Here is a 17,050-nt window from a genome sequence, read left to right on the forward strand (position 1 = left end):
CTAGTATACTAGTGAACAAGAGCTTGGCAATGGGCATCGCCGCGGCGAGACAGAGCACCGACCAGATCTACCGGGCGTTGCGCGGCGATGTGCTGAACGCGGTCCTGCGCCCGGGCGAGGCGATCTCGGAAGCGCGCATGGCGCTGCAGTTCGGCGTCAGCCGGACGCCGGTGCGTGAGTCTTTCAAGCGGCTGGTCGAGGACGGCTTCCTCGTCGTCGTGCCGCAGGTCGGCACCTTCGTCGCGCCGATCGACCTTGCCGCGGTCTATGATAGCCAGTTCGTGCGCGAGACGCTGGAATGCCGCACGGTCGTGCTGGCAGCAAAGAACATCGACGAGGCCGGGCGGACCGCCCTCGCCACCCTCATCGCACAGCAAGAGCAGGCGCTCGCCGATGGCGACCGGGCCGGCTTCTTCCGTGGCGACGAGGAGTTCCATGCCGAACTGGCGCGGCTCTCCGGCCACCCTTCGGTCTGGGGACTGATCGAGAGCGTCAAGGCCCAGCTCGACCGGGTGCGCTGCCTGTCACTCGACACCGGAGGCTGGTCGGAGATGATCCTGGGCGAGCACCGCGAGATCGCAGCGGCCGTCAGCGCCGGCGACGAGGCGCGGGCCGAGCGCACCATGCGGGCGCATCTACGCACTGTCTTCGACGCGATCGAGACGATCGCGCGCGACCATGTCGACGCCTTCGCCGCCAGCGGCGGGCTCAGCAAACCCACCTGAAAAAAGCCGCGACAGACGGCGCTCCAAAAGGACAGCAACGATGGAACAGACCTGGCGCTGGTTCGGCCCGGACGATGTGGTGACGCTCGCCCAGGCCCGGCAGGCGGGTGCGCGCGGCATTGTCAACGCGCTGCACCAGATCCCCTATGGCGTGGTCTGGAGCGTCGAGGAGATCGAGACGCGCAAGGCGATCATCGAAGCCGACAAGAGCCTTGGCCTGCGCTGGTCGGTGGTCGAGAGCCTGCCCATCCACGAAGACGTCAAGATCGGCGAAGGCGACCTCGAAACCATCTTCGCCAATTACCGCCAGTCGCTGCGCAACCTCGCCGCCTGCGGCATCGAGGTGGTCTGCTACAATTTCATGCCGGTGCTGGACTGGACCCGCACCGACCTCGCCCAGCCCCTCCCCGGCGGCGGCACGGCGTTGCGCTTCAACCTGCATGAATATGTCGTCGTCGACCATTTCATGCTGCAGCGGCCCGGCGCCGGCGAAGGCCATCCGGCCGAGGTGATGGACAGGGCCAAGGCCTGGTTCGAGCGCTCATCGGAGGCCGACCGGACCAAGCTGATGGCCAACATCATGGCGGGCCTGCCCGGCGCCTATGACCGCTACGACGTGCCCGGGCTGAAGCGCATCCTCGCGCGCTATGCCGATATGAGCCATGAGGGCTTACGCGCCAATCTCAAGCGCTTCCTCGAGGCGGTGATCCCGACCGCCGAAGAGGTCGGCATCCGCATGTGCATCCATCCGGACGATCCGCCGCGATCGCTCTTCGGCCTGCCGCGCATCTGCTCGACCGAAGACGACATCGCCTTCATCCTCGGTGCGGTCGACAGCGCCTCGAACGGGCTCACCCTCTGCTCCGGCTCGCTCGGCGCCAATCCGAAGAACGACGTGCCGGGCATCGCCCGCCGCTTCGCCGACAAGATCTGGTTCGCGCATCTGCGCAACGTCGCCAAGGATCCGGATGGCTCCTTCATGGAAGCGGAACATCTCGGCGGCGACACCGACATGGTCGCGCTGGTCGACGCGCTGATGGCCGAGCAGACCCGTCGCAAGGCAGCCGGCTGGACGCATTGGCGCATCCCGATGCGGCCCGACCATGGCCATGAGTTGCTCGACGACGCCAAGAAGGGCTCGTTCCCCGGCTATCCGGCGGTCGGCCGCCTGCGCGGCCTGGCGGAGCTGCGCGGCGTGATGACGGCGCTGTCGAGCGTGAAAGGGTATGCGAGCTGAGAGGCCTGCGACGCCGGCCATGCTCGCGCTCGACCATCTGACAATCATCGCGCCGACGCTGGCCGAGGGCGTCGCGCATGTGCGCGCCTGCCTCGATCTCGACGTGCCGTTCGGGCAACGGCACGCCTATATGGGCACGCACAACCACCTGCTTCAGCTCGGCGACGCGACCTATCTGGAGATCGTCGCCCTCGATCCGCAGGGTGACGAACCGCCCTGCCCGCGCTGGTTCGGGCTGGGCGATCAGAGACAGGTCCGGGCGGATTGGGATGACGGCCGGCGCCTGCGCGGCTGGGTGGCGAGGACCGACGCGATCGACACGGTCATCGCCGGGCGCGAGCATGTCTTCGGTAGAACAGTCGCCTTGCCCTGGGCCGAGCCGTTGTTCGACTTCACCATTCCAGAAGACGGTTCGCTCCCGCTTGGCGGCGCCGCTCCGTCGATTATCGACCGGCGCGGCAAGCCGCGCTCGATGGCGGCGATGGCCGATCTCGGCGCCCGGCTCCTGTCATTCTCCCTGGAGCATCCCGACGCGGCCGCTGTCGCCAAGCTTTACGAAGAACTCGACATCGATCGCCCACCAGCGATCACCCATGGCGGCGAGCTGCGCTATCGCGCGCGAATAGAGACGCCGGCCGGCCTGAAGGAGCTGTTCTGAAGCGGCCTCGCCCGCTCAGGCCTCGGCTGTACGGTCCCCGCTCCTCAGCAGCGGCAGCGCCGTGACGACAACCGGAACGATCAGGAGCGCCCAGGCGCAGGCATAGCCGAACCGGTCGGCGACCACCCCGAAGAGCCAGGGCCCCAGCGCCATGACGATCAGGCACAGCGTCGAAGCGAAGCTCACGGTCGAGGCGATCGAACTGCGCGGCGCCATCTCGGCGATGTCGAGCAAATAGAGCGGGAACCAGCCGATCCCGAAGATGCCGAAGAGCACGAGCACGGCTGCCGCCAGCGGCGCGGGCACGCCGGCCGGCAGCGCGGCGAGCGCCGCGGCGGCAGCGGCCCCGAGCAACGCGGTCACGGCGAAGGACTGGGAGCGCCGCCCAGGCCTCAGCCTGTCACTGAGCCAGGGCAGCAACACGCGGCCGGGAATGCCAGCCAATTGCGCCAGCGCGAACAGGCTCGCCGCACCGAGCATGCCGAGCGCGAGCGCGTCGGCCATGTAGCCGATCGCGTGCGCCGTGAAGGTGAACTGGAACGCCGACATGGCGATGCCGAGGCGCAGCACCGGCCAGAACCGTGGATTTTCGCCGACGGTCCGGATCAGCTCGCGCAAGGGCAATGGCGTCTCGCGCCTGGCATTGACCGCCCCACCTTCCTTGTAGAAAAGCAGGAACAGCAGCGCCCCAAGCAGCGACACCGCCGCGCTCGACCAGGCGGCTGCAGGCAGGCCGAAGCGCACGGCGAGCAGCGGCAGCAGCGCGGCTGCTATCATCGTGCCCAGGGGCACAGCCGCCTGGCGGAAGCCGGTCGCGAGGCCACGATGCTGCGGCGGAAACCAGCGCATGATCGCGCGCGTCCCGCCCGGCTGCACCGCTGCGTAGGTGCCGCCCAAAACGCTCATGCAGATCAAGAGCCCGATCAATTCGCTGGCGAAGGCCGCCGCGACCATCGCGAGCGCCATGCCGACCATGGCGATGCCGACCACGACCCGCTCACCGTGGCGATCGATCGCGCGGCCGAGCGAAACCATCGTCAGGATCTGGGTGCCGTTCATGGCGGTGACCGCGAGTGCGGCGGAAGCGAGCGATACGCCGAACGCATCCCGCCAGAACGGAACGAGGATGTAGACGCCCTGCGAGACGAACGACCCCGCCGTCTGCGTCGCGACCGCGACGGTCAGCACGGTCCAGATGTAGGGGTCGGTCCCGGCGCGGCTCGCGGGCACCTCGGGAACGAGGCTCGGGCTGGTCTTCGACATGGGCAGCTGGGCTTTCTCGGGACGCTGCCACCACAGAACACTGTCGACGAAGCGATCGAAACTGTCGCCATTCGTGTTTCAATGATATCATCCTGTTATGGAAACACGCCCGACGCTCGACCCGGAAGCCGTCGAGACCTTCGTCCTCGTGGCGGAGCATCGCTCCTTCACGCGCGCCGCCGGCATTCTGAACACCACCCAGGCGGCCGCCTCGCTGCGGCTGCGCCGGCTGGAGGAGCGGCTGGGCCAGCGCCTGCTCGAACGGACGCCGAGGCGAGTGAGCCTCACCTCCGCCGGAGAACGCTTTCTCATCCCGGCGCGCGAGTTCCTGGCAGCGCATCGCCGGGCGACCGACGCCCTCTCCGGCGACAGCGTCCGCCTCTCCGTCGGCATCACGCATCATCTCGTCGGCCCGGACCTCGCCCGTCTGCTTCAGGCCGCAAGCAAGCGCGATGGCGGGGTGACCCTGAACCTGCGGATCGGTGCGACACGCACTTTGCTCCAGCGCTACGATGCCGGCGAGCTCGATGCGGTCGTCGCCCTGCGCTACGACGAAAGCCGCCGCGATGGCGAAGTGCTGACACAGGCACAATTCGGCTGGTTCTGCGCGCCGGACCTCCCAATCTCCCGGGAGCAGCCGCTGCCGCTGGCAGCCCAGCCAGAACCCTGCAAATTGCGCCTGATGGCGGTGAACGCGCTGGAAGCGGCCGGTATTGCCTGGCGCGAGGCCTTCACCGGCGAGGGCGCCGCGGCGGTCGGTGCCGCCGCGATGGCAGGCCTCGGCATCGCCCTGCTCGCCCGTCAGGCGGCGCCCACCGGTCTAAGCGAGATCGGCGCACGCCTCTTGCTTCCTGCCGTGCCGACGCGGCCGATCATCCTGCATTCGAGCGTCAGCCAGAACCGGGCCGCGGCGACGCTCAGCGCGATCGCGGCGGCATTTCAAGCGTAAGCTGCGGTTCCGGTGAACGGAGCGCCTCCGCTCAGGCCAGGAGGCGCTGATCCGCCAGATGCACCAGCCGCCCGCCGGCGATGGTCGCGACGACACGCGGCTGCGGCTCCGGCGCGACGAGGACGAGGTCAGCGCGCTTGCCGGGCGCGATCGTGCCGCGATCCGAAAGGCTGAGCGCCGCAGCCGGGCCCTGCGAAACCAGCCGCCAGGCGGAGGCGAAGTCGGCTGCGCCCTTGCACGTCAGGATGAAGGGCGCCAGCGGCAGGGCCGGATAATAGTAATCCGAGGCCAGGATGGTGCAGAGGCCTGCCCGCACCATCGCCTCGGCCGCCGGGCAATCGAGATGCGAGCCGCCGCGCACGACGTTCGGCGCGCCGAAGACGATCGCCTCGCCATGTTCCGCGGCTTCGCGCGTCGTCGCCTCGTTGATCGGGAACTCGGCGACGGTGACGCCGAGGCCGCGATACCAGCGCCGCATCTGCGGGCTCATGTCGTCATGCGACATGACGGGCACGCCAGCGGCATGCGCTGCTGCCGCAAGCCGCTCGATCGAGCCCGGCACCTCGTCCCTGCGGTTCCAGACATTCCCGGCCAGCGCCATGAAATCCTCATGCGCCAGTCCGGTGCGCTCGACCATCTTGGCGATCTTGTCCGGTCGGCTGCTCGACTTCAGGATGCCACCGGTGTGGTCGTTAAAGGCGAGCACGCCGACGCGGCCGCTCGCCAGCCAGTCGATGATTTCGGCCTCGGCATCGAGGTTGAAGGTCTCGTGGCGCAGATGAAAGCGCGTGTCGGCACCGAGCTCGGGCTTCAGCGCCGCGATGCGCTCGACCAGCCGGCGGGCGTTGTCGGCACCGCGCAGGCCCGGCTCCCAGGACCAGGTGACACCGTGGAAAGCGGTGGTGATGCCGCTCGCCAGGATGGCGCGGTCGGCGTCGCGCAGCGCCAGGTCGATGTCGAAGGAGACGCCCGGCCGCGGCATGATGTGGCGCTCGAAGGCATCGCCATGGCAATCGACGATGCCCGGCAGGACATGGAGGCCGGTGGCATCGATGTGCAGAGCCCCGGCGGGAACGGCTCCGTCAAAGCCGCGGATCGTCTCGCCCTCCGTGACCAGGTCGGCGCGGACAAGCGTGTCGGCCAGCACCTCGCCGCCGGTGATATGCAGACTCAACGTCCCACCTCCGTCCCTGAAAGGACGGCGCGATTGGCGGTTCCTTATGACATGGCGATGACGCCCGCCTCAGCCGGCGAGGAGCGCAACGCCTGCAAGCACGAGCCCGCCACCGGCGATGCGCGCAACGAGGGGCGCACGGGTGGCCATCACGCCGGCCAGCATGATGCCGACGAGATGGAGCACCGCCGTCGCGAGGATAAAGCCCAGCGCATAGGCGAGACCGCTGGCGTTCTCAGGCAGCTCGGCGCCATGGGCAAAGCCGTGGAAGATGGCGAGGATGCCACAGGCCAGCGTGCCCGCAGCGAGCGGCGGCGAGGCCTTCAGCGCGACCGCGGCACCGAGGATGACCACCGAGAAAGCGATGCCGATCTCGACGCCCGGGAGCGCACCGCCGGACATACCCCAGGCGCCGGCCAGCGCCATCGTGGTGACGAAGGCGGCGGGATAGGCGATGCGCGCCTTGCCGCCGACGAGCCCGGCCCAGAGGCCGACAGCGACCATGGCCAGAACATGGTCGAGCCCGGTCAGCGGGTGCATCAGGCCATGCATGAAACCATCGACCGGGCCGGCGCCGGTATGGGCGAAGGCCGGGGTCGAGGCGAGAGCCAGCAGCATGGCAAGAAATCCCGTCGCGCGCATGATCATCGTCGAAGCAACCCTCAGCTCAGAACCGGCGCCTTCAGACCACCGGCGGTCTCGATGAAATCAAAAACCAGTGCAACGACTTTCCCACTCGCCTGTTGCTGAAGGCATCGTGGCGTTTGCCGCACATGGGTCTCCGAATTCCCGATCCTTCGAAGCAAGATCCGCGCCGGTATGGGGCGAGATCGGCCTTGTCGATGGCAGGCAAGTCAAAGCTGTCCGGAACCGGCCGCCTATGCCCACAACAGCGAAGCGAGAGGGAAATGCTCATCACTCAAGAGCCCCGCAGGAGCAGAATCGCATAGCCTGCGGCAATCAGCAGGCAGAGCGGCGAATAGTAGCGCCGATCATTGCTGGCGAAGGGCTCGCGCGGATGCAGCCGCTGCCAAGCCGGCAGGAAGCCCACGATACCCCGTAGCAGGAAGACGGCCATGATCGCGACGCCAGCGAGGAGGATGAGCAAATGCGTGGTGCCTAGGCTCGATCCCTGTACCAGCAGCAGCGGCCAGATCGCCGCTATGGCAATGGCCAACGCGACGAGCAGGCATAGGCCCGGGGACGGCATGCGTCGCGCGCTCGCATTGCCGATAACGGTCGCGATCAGTTCGTCCTCGCTCGCCGCAGGCCAGCGGCCTCCGCTGCCCCAATAGGCATGCAGGCCGGCTATCGCGGCCAGGAGCAGTGTCAGCGTGGTGGCGATGACCAAGATCACGCGCGGGCCAGCCGCAGGGCGAATTCTAACCAGAAGGCACGGCCGTCGAGGACTTGGAGCGCCATGGTTTCCGCCCGAACGCGCTGCATGCCTCAGTGATCGTGCTTGTGACCTTTGTGACCGTGCTCGTGACCGTGATGGCCATGGTCATGCTTGTGGCCATGGTCGTCATGGTGGTGATCATGGCCGCAGCCGCAGGACGCACCATGCTCATGCGCATGATGGTGCTCGTGGCCGTGGTCGTGCTTATGACCGGCATGAGAATGGCCGTGATCGTGGCCGTGATCATGGCCGCAGGCATCACCATGGTCGTGGTGATGGACTTCGGGCTCGGGCTGGAACGGCCGCTCGATTTCGCTCATCGTACAGCCTTGGCCGCGAACCAGTTCGGCCAGCGCGGCATCGTGCTCGACATAGATCGCATCGGCCGCAACTTCCGCCGGGACATGATGGCCACCGAGGTGCCAGGCGAGACGCGTCAGCCGCAGCGGATTCTCGGCGGTGATCGCGATCAGCTTCTGCGCCGCGGCCCTGATCAGCACCAGCCCGCCGTCTTCGAGCTTGACCGCATCGCCGTCGTTCAGCGCGGTCGGCTTGTCGAGGTCGAGCAGGATCTCCTGCCCGCCATCGCCCTTGAGCGCGGCATGGCGAGCATTGCGGCCATGATGGTCGAGGGTGAGGGTCTCGACGACCCGGTCCTGCTTGACCGCGGCCTTGCGGACGACGGAGATGGCGCGCTGCATGGAGAAACCCGTGGCGTGATGGATCAGAGGCGATCGACCGATCGCGGTTCCACCACTTCGATCACCGGAGCGGCGCTGACGCAAGTCCCGGCGATGGCGAGGAAGGTCTTCAGGTGAGCCTGCTGCATATGCCGGTCAACGTCGGCACGCTTCTCCCAACTCTCGACGCTGATGAAATGGCCGGGATCCGTCAGGTTTTCACAAATGTCGTAGGCGAGGCAGCCCTGCTCGCGGCGTGTCGCCGCAATGCAGTCGTGCGCTGCCGCGATGAAGCGCTCGCGCTCGGCGGGAAGAACCCTGGCGCGGGCGATGACAAGAACGGGATCGGACATGCCGGGACGGGTCTCCACAGTTACAGGCCCGTTGATTACGCGGCGGATGCACCTCCGGATGCACCGACAAATCAATTAGCCGCATAAATATCTCTGGCTCGTCCGACGTTCAGACTGTTAGATCAGCGGACCAATAAACGAGGGGAACTCATGCTCAGACTTTCAGCACGACATGCCCGCAATTTCGGCAGCGCCCTGGCGGGCCTCTGCCTCGCCGCGGCGCTTCCGCTCGCGGCCCAGGCCCAGACGACGTTGGAGCGGATCAAGCAGCGCGGCCATCTGATCTGTGGCACCAGCCAGGGCGTCGCCGGCTTCTCGCTGCCTGATGCGCAGGGACAATGGCGCGGCTTCGACACCGATCTCTGCCGGGCATTGGCAGCGGCGATCTTCAACGACCAGGAAAAGGCGAAATACATCTCGCTCGCCTCGAAGGACCGGTTGACGGTGCTGCAGAGCGGCGAGATCGACGTGCTGTCACGCACCACCACCTGGACGCTCGGCCGCGACGCCGGCTTCGGCCTCAACTTCACCGCGATCAACTATTTCGACGGCCAGGGCTTCCTCGTGCGCAAGAGCACGGGCGTGAAGGATCTCAAGGCGCTCAACGGCGCCTCGATCTGCGTCGCGCAGGGCACGACGACCGAGCTCAACCTCGCCGACTATTTCCGCAATCACGGCATGAAGTACGAGGTCATCGCCTATGCTGGCCTCGATGAGACCATCCAGGCCTATGAGGCTGGACGCTGCGACGCCTACACCACCGACCTGTCGCAGCTGGCCGCGAACCGGATGAAGCTCAAGGCTCCCGCCGAGCATGACCTCCTGCCCGAGATGATCTCAAAGGAGCCGCTCGGCCCCTGGGTCCGCCAGGGCGACGACGCCTGGTTCGATATCGTGCGCTGGACCGTCTACGCCATGCTGAACGCCGAGGAATTCGGCATCACCCAGGCCAATGTCGAGGAGATGGTGAAATCGGCCAATCCCGAGATCAAGCGGCTACTCGGCAGCGAAGGCAAGTTCGGCGAGGGCCTCGGCCTCACCAACGACTGGGTGGTGCGGATCGTCAAGGCGGTCGGCAATTACGGTGAGAGCTTCGACCGGCATCTTGGCGCCAAGTCGCCGCTCAACCTGCCGCGCGGGATGAACAAGCTGTGGACGCAGGGCGGCCTGCAATACGCGCCGCCGGTGCGATAATCTCCTGCGCCTAGCAACAACAGCGATTTAGTAGCACTGGCTCAGGCTAGTGCTACTAAACGCAACCGTCCTCAACGCGGCAACGCCTTCACCTCGTCGTCGAACTTCTTCAGGAGGCGCGAGCGCTCGGCCGGGCTGCCCCAGCGCGGGGTGTCGTAGTCGATCAGCTTGATCTCCTCGAATTTCGGCGCGTCGGGCGAGAGCTTCGCGTTCCTGTTCGACGGGATCGAATTGATCTTGAGCTTGGCGTTGATGTCCTGCGCCTCCGGCGAGAGCGTGAAGTCGACGAATTTGCGCGCGGCCTCGGGGTTCTTGCCGCCCTTGATCACCGAGACCGAGCCGGTCTCGTAGCCGGTGCCTTCGCAGGGGGCGACGATGCCGATCGGAGCGCCCTGCAGCTTCTGCGTCAGCATGTCGTGCATGAAGGCGATGCCGACCGCGCTCTCGCCGAGTGCCGTCGCCTTGACCGGGGCGATGCCGGATTTGGTGTACTGGCTGATGTTCTTGTGCAGGCTCTTCAGGAACGCGAAGCCCTTGTCCTCGCCGAGCCGCTGGGCGGTAGTGGCGAGGAAGACATAGGCTGTGCCGGACGAACTGGGATCGGCGACCTGGACCTCGTCCTTGAACTTGGGGTCGAGCAGATCGGCCCAGCATTTCGGCTCGGCGAGCTTCTTGCCCTTCAGGGTCTCGAGATTGTAGCCGATGCCCAGCACGCCGAGATAGATGCCCGACGTCCGGAACTTCGACTGCTCGGCATGGCGCCTGGCCCAGTCGTGCAGCTCCGCCAGCTTCGGCGACTTGTACTCGTCGAGCAGGCCCTCGTCGGCGGCCTGCAGATGCGGTTCGCCCGGCCCGCCCCACCAGACGTCGCCGCGCGGATTGGTGGCCTCGGCCTTGACCTGGGCATAGACCTCGCCGGTCGACTTGCGGACCATCTGGACCTTGATGCCCGTCGCCTTCTCGAATATCGAGGCGCCCTCGCGGCACTGCTCCTCGAGGATCGAGCAGTAGACGGTGACCTGCCCCTGCGCGGCAGCGGGCGTCGCGAGGGCAGCGAAAGCGGTGCCGGCGAGCGCGGCGGCATAAGACAGACGGAACAAGGCAACCTCCCTGGACGGCCGATTTTGTTAGCCGACACAAGAAAGAGCGCACCTCGACCTGTCAACCACCCTCTGCTGCCTGATCAGGTTCGAGCAGGCGTCAGGCTGCGGAATCCGGCTCCGGCAACTCCGCCGGAACTGCCACCACCACCTTCTTCTTCGCCGCCGGCTTCTTGCGCCGCTTCGGCTTGCGGCGCGGCACTTGCGCCTCCTGCAGCAGTTCGAGCTGGACCTGCTGGATCTCGGCAAGGCGTTGCCATTGCCGCGTGATCAGATGGTCGATCTTCTCGTGCAGATGCCTGACCTCGAGCTCGGCCTTGAGGTTGACCTGGTAGTCGTTGAAGGAGCGCAGCCTGTCCTTCGCCTCCTGCCGCTTCTGGCTCATCATGATGATCGGCGCCTGGATGGCGGCGATGCAGGACAGCACGAGATTGAGCAGGATGAACGGGTAAGGATCGAAAGCGCCCGTCCCGGCAACGACATTGACCACCATCCAGACCGCCAGCACGACGCCGAAGCTGATCAGGAAGGCCCATGAGCCGCCGAAGCTGGCGAGCCCGTCCGAAAGGCGCTCGCCGAGAGTGCGATGCTCCTCGAAATCGTCCTCGATATTCTCGGCGATCGTGTCCTGCCGGGCGATGCTCTCGGCGACCTCGCGGTCGAGATCGGTGTACTCGCCGTGCTCCTCGCGCAAAATCTCCTCGACATAGCGGGTGCGGTAGCGCGCCAGCTCCTTGAGGCTGATCAGGCTGTTGTCGTCGAGATCGGGAAAGTCGCGCCGGATATGCTCGACCAGCGAGGGGCGCAGCGTCCCGAGCGCAATCAGGTTCTTGCGGCTGAGCTCAACGCCGCTGATGGCGCAGACACCGCGCTTGAGCTTGCCGGTCTCGAGCGTCGGGAGAGACGGGAACACAACGTCGTCTTGCATCGCGGCCTGGCCTGGGATCGTTCGATTGTGCGGCGGCCGGCACCTGCGGAGATAAGGACCAGCAGCAACGCATCGTTACGCTGGAACAGGATCGCGTCGCAAATACGTCGTTGCGGGCCACCTCGTCCTCATCTGTCGGGGCAGGCATTGCCGCCGCGCGCCCTTGCCCATGAGGTCGCGGACCGGCGCGGCGGCTTCGGGATGACTGGACGTGGCGCCGCGCGCGATGGTCTCGCGCGGCCTCCACCTCAGGCCTTGACCTTCTCGCCCTCGTCTTCGGCGACTTCGTCTTCGTCGTCCTCGGCGTCCTCGTCTTCTTCCTCGTCTTCGTCGTCGCTCTCCGCCTCGTCCTCATCCTCGTCTTCATCGTCGAGGGTGGCGTATTCATAGGCGAAGACGATCTCGCCCGTTGCCGGGTCGAAGCTGCTCGCGGTCGACTCGTCGAAGGCCTCGATCAGCATCTCGGCATCCTCGGGGCCATCGACATCGAAGCGACGCACGGCTTCCTCGCCTTCGCCCTTCAGCGCGAGCTCGATCGCCCAGCCGCGGGAGCCGGTATCATAGACGCATTTCAGTCCCTGGATCGCCAGCATGACGCTCTCCTCAGATTGATCGGGTGCGCGGGAGCGCACCGCCGATCACATGCCCGAGCAGCGTGACGAGGGCGCGACGCGGCACTGACGCATCGACGACAGCAGCGATTGAATTGAAGCTCCCTCAGGGATGCGCCGCGAGAAAGTGCTCGACTTCCTCGCGGTTCGGCGTGCCGGCCCGGCCGCCGAAGCGGGTGCACTTGATCGCCGCCACAGCCGAGGCGAAGCGCACGGCCTGGCGCTCGCTTTGCCCCTCGGCCAACGCCAGCGCAAAGGCGCCGTGCCAGACATCGCCGGCACCGAGCGTGTCGATAGCCTCGATCGGGAAGGATGGCAGATGGGCGATGCCGCCATGCTCCATGAAGAGCACGCCGCGCGGGCCGAGGGTCACTGCCAGCCAGTTCCTGGCATCGCGCGCCAGCACTTCCAGCGCCGCCCGCGGCTCCTGCCCGCCCGAGATCTCGCTCAGCGCCTTCTCGCTGAAGGCGACGTGGCTGGCGGTGGTGACCATTTCCGGATGGGTCGGCTGGCGGTCGCCGTCGATCACGCCGGGCACGCCGGCCTTGCGGGCGAGCTTAAGCGCCGCAAGCGAGCCCTCGCCCCAGCGCGTATCGACCAGCACGCCGTCACAGCCGGCTGGCAGCGCGTCTGGCAGCCAGTCGGGCGAGAGCGGCGTCTTCGGGTCGGTATAGGAGACGACCATGCGCTCGCCCTGGGCGTCGATCAGGATCGAGGAGACCGGCGAGCGCAGGCCCGGGAAACGCGGCGAGAGCGAAGTGTCGACGCCGTCCTGCTGGAGTTGCCCGACGATGGTGTCGCCGACCGCGTCATCGCCCAGACGGGTCGCCAGCCAGGCCTTGCCGCCGAGCCGGCCGATCGCAGCCGAGCCGCTGCCGGCGCAGCCGCCGCCAGTGACGACGAGATCGCGCGCCCGATCCTTCTCGCCGGGATTGGGCACGCGCTCGACGCTGTAGACATAGTCGAGCGTCGCGATACCGAGACAGAAGACGCCGGCCATACGACTTACGCTCCGAACCTGAATTCGCTGATCTGGCGATAGACCTCGCCGGGGCGCAGCACTGTCGACGGGAAATGCGGCAGATTGGGCGAATCCGGCACATGCTGTGGCTCGAGCGCGATGCCGGCGCAGGCGCCATAGCGGACGCCATCCAGCCCCGCGACCGGCGTATCGAGCTTGAAGCCGTCATAGACCTGCAGTGCCGGCTCGGTGGTCCAGACCTCCATGGCAAGGCCCGAGCGACGCGAGCGCAAAGTCGCGGCATGGGCGAGCTCAAGGCCGGTAGCAGCTGCCGGCTCGCGGCGGTCGCGCCGGAGAAGATAATTGTGGTCGTACCAGAAGCGCGAGCCGTCCGGATTGGCGAAGCGGATCGGCCTGCTCTTTCGGAAATCGAAGGGCGTGCCCGCGACCGAAGCGACCGAGCCATCCGGGATCAGATCGGCATCGATCGGCGTGATCAGATTGGCGCGGACCTCGAACTCGTGATCGAGGATGTCCGGGGCGTCGTCGAGGCGGAAATAGGAATGGTGCGCCAGGTTGACGATCGTCGGCGCATCGGTGGTGGCGGAGAGTTCGATCCGTAGCGTCGCCGCGCCTGCGAGGCTGTAGCGGCAGAGGACATTCAGCGTGCCGGGATAGCCGGCATCGCCCGCGGGAGAAACAAGCGCCAGCGTCGCGCTCGCCTCGTCATGATGCACCAGCGTCCAGGGCCGCTTGCCAAAACCCTGGCCGCCGCCATGCAGCGAATTCCGGCCGTGCTCATTCAGTGGGGTCTGGTATTCGGCGCCGTCGAGTATGAAGCGCCCGCCGCCGATGCGGTTGGCGAAGCGGCCGGCGATCGCGCCCATATGCGGCGAGTGCTTCGGGTAGCTGGCGAAGTCGGGGAAGCCGAGCACGACGCGCTGGCGCCCGCCATTGGGCAGCGGCACGACGAGATCGCGCAGCACCGCGCCCCATTCCATCACCCGTGCCTCGGCGCCGGCAGGGGAACGGAGCACGGCTTCGTGGATCGGCGTGCCGTCGTCGAGGTGGCCGAAAAGGATATTGGTCAATGTCCGAAAGCTCCGCTGCGTCTATCAGGCTCCGAAGCGGATGCCGTCGATGTCAGTGTGGACGAAATCATTGCCCTTGTAGGCGAGCTTGAGGCCGGAGGTTTGTGCCGCAGCGTAGGCGAAGCAATCGCCCATGTTGAGGCGGGCGGCATGGCCGGTCAGGTGATGATAACGGGCCGCACAGTTATGGGCCTCGAGCGACATCGCCGCCTCAATAGGCAAAAGCTCGATTCCTGAAAGTTCGGCAAACTCCATGACGCGCCGATGCGCGGCATCAATCGGTATTCGGAGCAATCTGGCGATACGGCACGATGCCTCGAAAACAGCGATCGCCGATGTCGCAAGCTTTTCCTGCTCCACCATCGCAGCCCTGATCGCAGCGGCCTCGGGCTCATCCGTCATGGCTGCGACGATGACTGAGGCGTCGAGGAACATCAGGCGTCGCCGTGCTCGCGGTCCCAGAATTCCTTGTGCGTCATCCCGTCGTCGACCACCGGATGCTGGGCCAGATAGGCGTGCGCACGCCGAAACGCCTCGTCAATCCGTTCCCGTCGCTCCTCGCGCCGCTTCAGTTCGTTCTCGACGGCGATGCCGATCGCGCCTTGCAGCGTCGTGCCCGAAATCTTCGCGAGCTCGCGCACCTGCCGATCGATCTTTTCATCACGCACCAGAATGCCCATGCGAGCCTCCCTGATATCAACTTATGATATCAGGGAGTATGTCTGCTCGCAATCAGCTCACCACGCGCCAGTGTTCGGCATGCTCAGCCAGGGCTCGGCCGGCGCCTTGGGCTCGCCCTTCTGCAGGATCTCGATCGAAATGTTGTCAGGCGAGCGGACGAAGGCCATGTTGCCGTCGCGCGGCGGCCTATTGATGGTGATGCCAGCCTTCATCAGCTTGTCGCAGGTCGCGTAGATGTCGTCGACCTCATAGGCGAGATGGCCGAAATTGCGCCCGCCCGTGTAGACCTCCGGATCCCAGTTATAGGTTAGCTCCAGCGTCGGGCGGCCACGGCTGCCCTGCTCCTTCACCGTCGCGGCATCGTCCGGCGCAGCGAGGAAGACGAGGCTGAAGCGGCCCTTCTCATTCTCGATCCGGCGAGTTTCGACCAGGCCGAACTTGGTTACGTAGAAATCGAGGGCGGCATCGAGGTCGGTGACGCGGACCATGGTGTGGAGATAGCGCACAGTTTGTCTCCCGGGGTTGATCTGGTCGATGGATCGGGCCAAACCGGCGCCATTCCAAGAGGGCTCGCGCGGACCTATCATGAGCGAAACGCAGGATCGCACGCCGAACCCGACCGGCTCGGTGTCGCCCACCGAGGTCTCCCGGGTCAAGCAGAAGGCGGCGACGCTGTCGGTGCTCGCCAGCATCGTGCTGACGCTCGCCAAATTCGGCGCGGCGATCCTCTCCGGCTCGCTCGCCCTGATGACCGACGCGCTGCAGGGACTGATCGACATCGGCTCGACCATGTTCACATGGTTCGCCGTGCGCGCCGCCGACAAGCCGGCCGATGACGAGCATCATTACGGCCATGGCAAGTTCGAGGCGCTGGCGGCGCTGCTGGAGACCGCAATCCTGTTCGGCCTGTCCGGCGCGATCCTGTGGGAGGCCGCCAACCGCCTCTGGAGCGGAACCGAGCCGCATGTCGCGGTGACACCATTGGTCATCGGCGTGCTGCTGTTCTCGCTGATGGTCGACGCGACGCGCTGGCGCACGCTGACCATGGTCGCCAAGGAAACCCGCAGCGAGGCGCTCTCGGCCGAGGCACTGCACTTCGCCACCGATTTCGTCGGCACGGCGCTGGTGCTGCTCGGCCTGATCCTGACGCGGATGGGCGTGCCGATGGCCGACAGCGCGACGGCGCTGGCACTCGCCGTGTTCATGATCGCCACTGCGGTCAAGCTCGGGCGGCGCACGGTCGACACGCTGATCGACGCCGCACCGAAAGGCGTCGCCGAGCGCCTGCGCGAGGCGGCGCAGGGCGTTGCCGGCGTCGTCAATGTCGAATGGCTGCGGCTGCGGCCTGCCGGCGGCGTCGTTCAGGGCGAGATCGGCATCCAGGTCTCGCGGACCCTGCCGCTCGACCGCGTCAGCGCGATCAAGGACGATCTCCTGCGGGCTCTGGCGGTTGTCGAGCCGGATTCGGCGCTGACCGTCACCGCCAACCCGGTCCAGGTCGACGACGAGACGGCGCTGGAACGCGTGCTGCTGATCGCGCTGAAGATGAAGGTGCCGGTGCACCATGTCAGCGTCCACACGATCGGCGGGCGGCTCGCCGTCTCGCTCGACATGGAGGTCGACGCGCTTCTGCCCCTCGGCGAGGCGCATGAGATCGCCACGCGGCTGGAGAACGCGATCCGCGCCGAGTTCGGCGGCGAGACCGAGGTCGACACCCATATCGAGCCGATGGAAACCGGCCAGCCTTCCGGGCACAACGCGCCCTGGGAGGTGGTCGAGGCGATCGGCAAGGCGATCGCGCAGGAAGCGGCCCACCTGGCCGAAGCCGGCGGCCCGATCCGCGACATCCACAGCGTCCGCGTGCGCGAGACCCGCAACGGCCTCGTGGTCAACTATCACTGCCGGGCCGATGGGGCGCTCGATGTCGCCGCCGTGCATCTCGCTGTCGACAAGATCGAGCGCAAGGTTCGCGAGGCTCGGCCGGATGTCTGCCGCCTGGTCAGCCATGCCGAGCCGGCGGTTACGACCGACAGGTTGTGAGAAGCG

Annotated in this window: 20 protein-coding genes; 6 read left to right on the forward strand and 14 right to left on the reverse strand. The window is 66.7% G+C overall.

What is annotated here, in order from left to right; all coding sequences use genetic code 11:
• The first annotated feature begins 29 nt into the window (after positions 1 to 29).
• Genes AC1DS0_RS16775 through AC1DS0_RS16785 form a run of 3 tightly spaced genes read left to right on the forward strand, consistent with a single transcriptional unit; the run spans position 30 to position 2,620 of the window.
• Positions 30 to 725, forward strand: a complete 696-nt coding sequence (locus AC1DS0_RS16775; RefSeq protein ID WP_476815429.1) for a GntR family transcriptional regulator — start codon at positions 30 to 32, stop codon at positions 723 to 725.
• A gap of 40 nt (positions 726 to 765) precedes the next feature.
• Positions 766 to 1,962 carry a mannonate dehydratase gene (gene uxuA / locus AC1DS0_RS16780; protein ID WP_476815430.1) on the forward strand — a complete coding sequence of 399 codons (1,197 nt, stop codon included), beginning with the start codon at positions 766 to 768 and terminating at the stop codon, positions 1,960 to 1,962.
• Between the two features lie 19 nt (positions 1,963 to 1,981).
• Positions 1,982 to 2,620 (forward strand): VOC family protein, encoded by a 639-nt coding sequence (locus AC1DS0_RS16785; protein ID WP_476815431.1) that lies wholly within the window; start codon positions 1,982 to 1,984, stop codon positions 2,618 to 2,620.
• A gap of 15 nt (positions 2,621 to 2,635) precedes the next feature.
• Here the strand turns inward: AC1DS0_RS16785 and AC1DS0_RS16790 are convergent, their stop codons facing one another.
• Positions 2,636 to 3,883 (reverse strand): MFS transporter, encoded by a 1,248-nt coding sequence (locus AC1DS0_RS16790; RefSeq protein ID WP_476815432.1) that lies wholly within the window; start codon positions 3,881 to 3,883, stop codon positions 2,636 to 2,638.
• Between the two features lie 97 nt (positions 3,884 to 3,980).
• On the opposite strand from AC1DS0_RS16790, the gene AC1DS0_RS16795 reads away from it, so the two are divergent.
• Positions 3,981 to 4,832: a LysR family transcriptional regulator gene (locus AC1DS0_RS16795; protein ID WP_476815433.1), complete on the forward strand. Its 852-nt coding sequence runs from the start codon at positions 3,981 to 3,983 to the stop codon at positions 4,830 to 4,832.
• A gap of 31 nt (positions 4,833 to 4,863) precedes the next feature.
• Here the strand turns inward: AC1DS0_RS16795 and AC1DS0_RS16800 are convergent, their stop codons facing one another.
• From AC1DS0_RS16800 to AC1DS0_RS16820, 5 genes are all read right to left on the reverse strand, one after another.
• Complete coding sequence (locus AC1DS0_RS16800; RefSeq protein WP_476815434.1) at positions 4,864 to 6,006, reverse strand: alpha-D-ribose 1-methylphosphonate 5-triphosphate diphosphatase; 1,143 nt, start codon at positions 6,004 to 6,006, stop codon at positions 4,864 to 4,866.
• Between the two features lie 69 nt (positions 6,007 to 6,075).
• Positions 6,076 to 6,624, reverse strand: coding sequence for a HupE/UreJ family protein (locus tag AC1DS0_RS16805; RefSeq protein ID WP_476815435.1), 549 nt, complete (start codon positions 6,622 to 6,624; stop codon positions 6,076 to 6,078).
• A 301-nt stretch (positions 6,625 to 6,925) separates the two neighbouring features.
• Positions 6,926 to 7,357: a DUF3995 domain-containing protein gene (locus tag AC1DS0_RS16810; protein WP_476815436.1), complete on the reverse strand. Its 432-nt coding sequence runs from the start codon at positions 7,355 to 7,357 to the stop codon at positions 6,926 to 6,928.
• Positions 7,358 to 7,455: 98 nt separating this feature from the next.
• Positions 7,456 to 8,106 carry an urease accessory protein UreE gene (locus AC1DS0_RS16815; RefSeq protein WP_476815437.1) on the reverse strand — a complete coding sequence of 217 codons (651 nt, stop codon included), beginning with the start codon at positions 8,104 to 8,106 and terminating at the stop codon, positions 7,456 to 7,458.
• Positions 8,107 to 8,129: 23 nt separating this feature from the next.
• Entirely contained in the window at positions 8,130 to 8,438 is a 309-nt protein-coding gene (locus AC1DS0_RS16820; protein WP_476815438.1) for a putative quinol monooxygenase, read from the reverse strand.
• A 150-nt stretch (positions 8,439 to 8,588) separates the two neighbouring features.
• Between AC1DS0_RS16820 and AC1DS0_RS16825 the strand changes: the two genes are divergently transcribed.
• Positions 8,589 to 9,632 carry an amino acid ABC transporter substrate-binding protein gene (locus AC1DS0_RS16825; RefSeq protein WP_476815439.1) on the forward strand — a complete coding sequence of 348 codons (1,044 nt, stop codon included), beginning with the start codon at positions 8,589 to 8,591 and terminating at the stop codon, positions 9,630 to 9,632.
• A gap of 71 nt (positions 9,633 to 9,703) precedes the next feature.
• Here AC1DS0_RS16825 and AC1DS0_RS16830 read toward each other — a convergent pair whose 3' ends face one another.
• The 8 genes from AC1DS0_RS16830 to AC1DS0_RS16865 form a co-directional block, all read right to left on the reverse strand.
• Positions 9,704 to 10,723, reverse strand: a complete 1,020-nt coding sequence (locus AC1DS0_RS16830; protein WP_476815517.1) for an ABC transporter substrate-binding protein — start codon at positions 10,721 to 10,723, stop codon at positions 9,704 to 9,706.
• Positions 10,724 to 10,832: 109 nt separating this feature from the next.
• Complete coding sequence (locus tag AC1DS0_RS16835) at positions 10,833 to 11,660, reverse strand: DUF1003 domain-containing protein (RefSeq protein WP_476815440.1); 828 nt, start codon at positions 11,658 to 11,660, stop codon at positions 10,833 to 10,835.
• A 248-nt stretch (positions 11,661 to 11,908) separates the two neighbouring features.
• Positions 11,909 to 12,253, reverse strand: a complete 345-nt coding sequence (locus tag AC1DS0_RS16840; protein ID WP_476815441.1) for a hypothetical protein — start codon at positions 12,251 to 12,253, stop codon at positions 11,909 to 11,911.
• Positions 12,254 to 12,377: 124 nt separating this feature from the next.
• Entirely contained in the window at positions 12,378 to 13,271 is an 894-nt protein-coding gene (locus tag AC1DS0_RS16845; RefSeq protein ID WP_476815442.1) for a PfkB family carbohydrate kinase, read from the reverse strand.
• A 5-nt stretch (positions 13,272 to 13,276) separates the two neighbouring features.
• Positions 13,277 to 14,323, reverse strand: a complete 1,047-nt coding sequence (locus tag AC1DS0_RS16850; protein WP_476815443.1) for an aldose epimerase family protein — start codon at positions 14,321 to 14,323, stop codon at positions 13,277 to 13,279.
• A 24-nt stretch (positions 14,324 to 14,347) separates the two neighbouring features.
• On the reverse strand, positions 14,348 to 14,758 hold the full coding sequence (locus tag AC1DS0_RS16855) for a type II toxin-antitoxin system VapC family toxin (RefSeq protein WP_476815444.1): 411 nt from the start codon (positions 14,756 to 14,758) through the stop codon (positions 14,348 to 14,350).
• Positions 14,758 to 15,003, reverse strand: a complete 246-nt coding sequence (locus AC1DS0_RS16860; RefSeq protein WP_476815445.1) for a type II toxin-antitoxin system VapB family antitoxin — start codon at positions 15,001 to 15,003, stop codon at positions 14,758 to 14,760. The genes AC1DS0_RS16855 and AC1DS0_RS16860 overlap by 1 nt, the downstream gene beginning before the upstream one ends.
• 57 nt (positions 15,004 to 15,060) lie before the next feature.
• A complete protein-coding gene (locus tag AC1DS0_RS16865) occupies positions 15,061 to 15,510 on the reverse strand; it encodes a VOC family protein (RefSeq protein ID WP_476815446.1) in 450 nt (149 codons plus the stop codon).
• A 79-nt stretch (positions 15,511 to 15,589) separates the two neighbouring features.
• On the opposite strand from AC1DS0_RS16865, the gene AC1DS0_RS16870 reads away from it, so the two are divergent.
• Positions 15,590 to 17,044: a cation diffusion facilitator family transporter gene (locus AC1DS0_RS16870; RefSeq protein WP_476815447.1), complete on the forward strand. Its 1,455-nt coding sequence runs from the start codon at positions 15,590 to 15,592 to the stop codon at positions 17,042 to 17,044.
• The last annotated feature ends 6 nt before the right edge of the window (positions 17,045 to 17,050 follow it).

The organism is Allobosea sp. P4_H5 (assembly GCF_056400825.1).

Coding starts and splice junctions, on each gene's coding strand:
- AC1DS0_RS16845 (WP_476815442.1), bottom strand. CDS start 13,271: ATGGCCGGCGTCTTCTGTCTCGGTATCGCGACGCTCGACTATGTCTAC.
- AC1DS0_RS16785 (WP_476815431.1), top strand. CDS start 1,982: ATGCTCGCGCTCGACCATCTGACAATCATCGCGCCGACGCTGGCCGAG.
- AC1DS0_RS16855 (WP_476815444.1), bottom strand. CDS start 14,758: ATGTTCCTCGACGCCTCAGTCATCGTCGCAGCCATGACGGATGAGCCC.
- AC1DS0_RS16775 (WP_476815429.1), top strand. CDS start 30: ATGGGCATCGCCGCGGCGAGACAGAGCACCGACCAGATCTACCGGGCG.
- AC1DS0_RS16870 (WP_476815447.1), top strand. CDS start 15,590: ATGAGCGAAACGCAGGATCGCACGCCGAACCCGACCGGCTCGGTGTCG.
- AC1DS0_RS16860 (WP_476815445.1), bottom strand. CDS start 15,003: ATGGGCATTCTGGTGCGTGATGAAAAGATCGATCGGCAGGTGCGCGAG.
- uxuA (WP_476815430.1), top strand. CDS start 766: ATGGAACAGACCTGGCGCTGGTTCGGCCCGGACGATGTGGTGACGCTC.
- AC1DS0_RS16815 (WP_476815437.1), bottom strand. CDS start 8,106: ATGCAGCGCGCCATCTCCGTCGTCCGCAAGGCCGCGGTCAAGCAGGAC.
- AC1DS0_RS16825 (WP_476815439.1), top strand. CDS start 8,589: ATGCTCAGACTTTCAGCACGACATGCCCGCAATTTCGGCAGCGCCCTG.
- AC1DS0_RS16790 (WP_476815432.1), bottom strand. CDS start 3,883: ATGTCGAAGACCAGCCCGAGCCTCGTTCCCGAGGTGCCCGCGAGCCGC.
- AC1DS0_RS16795 (WP_476815433.1), top strand. CDS start 3,981: ATGGAAACACGCCCGACGCTCGACCCGGAAGCCGTCGAGACCTTCGTC.
- AC1DS0_RS16835 (WP_476815440.1), bottom strand. CDS start 11,660: ATGCAAGACGACGTTGTGTTCCCGTCTCTCCCGACGCTCGAGACCGGC.
- AC1DS0_RS16840 (WP_476815441.1), bottom strand. CDS start 12,253: ATGCTGGCGATCCAGGGACTGAAATGCGTCTATGATACCGGCTCCCGC.
- AC1DS0_RS16805 (WP_476815435.1), bottom strand. CDS start 6,624: ATGCTGCTGGCTCTCGCCTCGACCCCGGCCTTCGCCCATACCGGCGCC.
- AC1DS0_RS16820 (WP_476815438.1), bottom strand. CDS start 8,438: ATGTCCGATCCCGTTCTTGTCATCGCCCGCGCCAGGGTTCTTCCCGCC.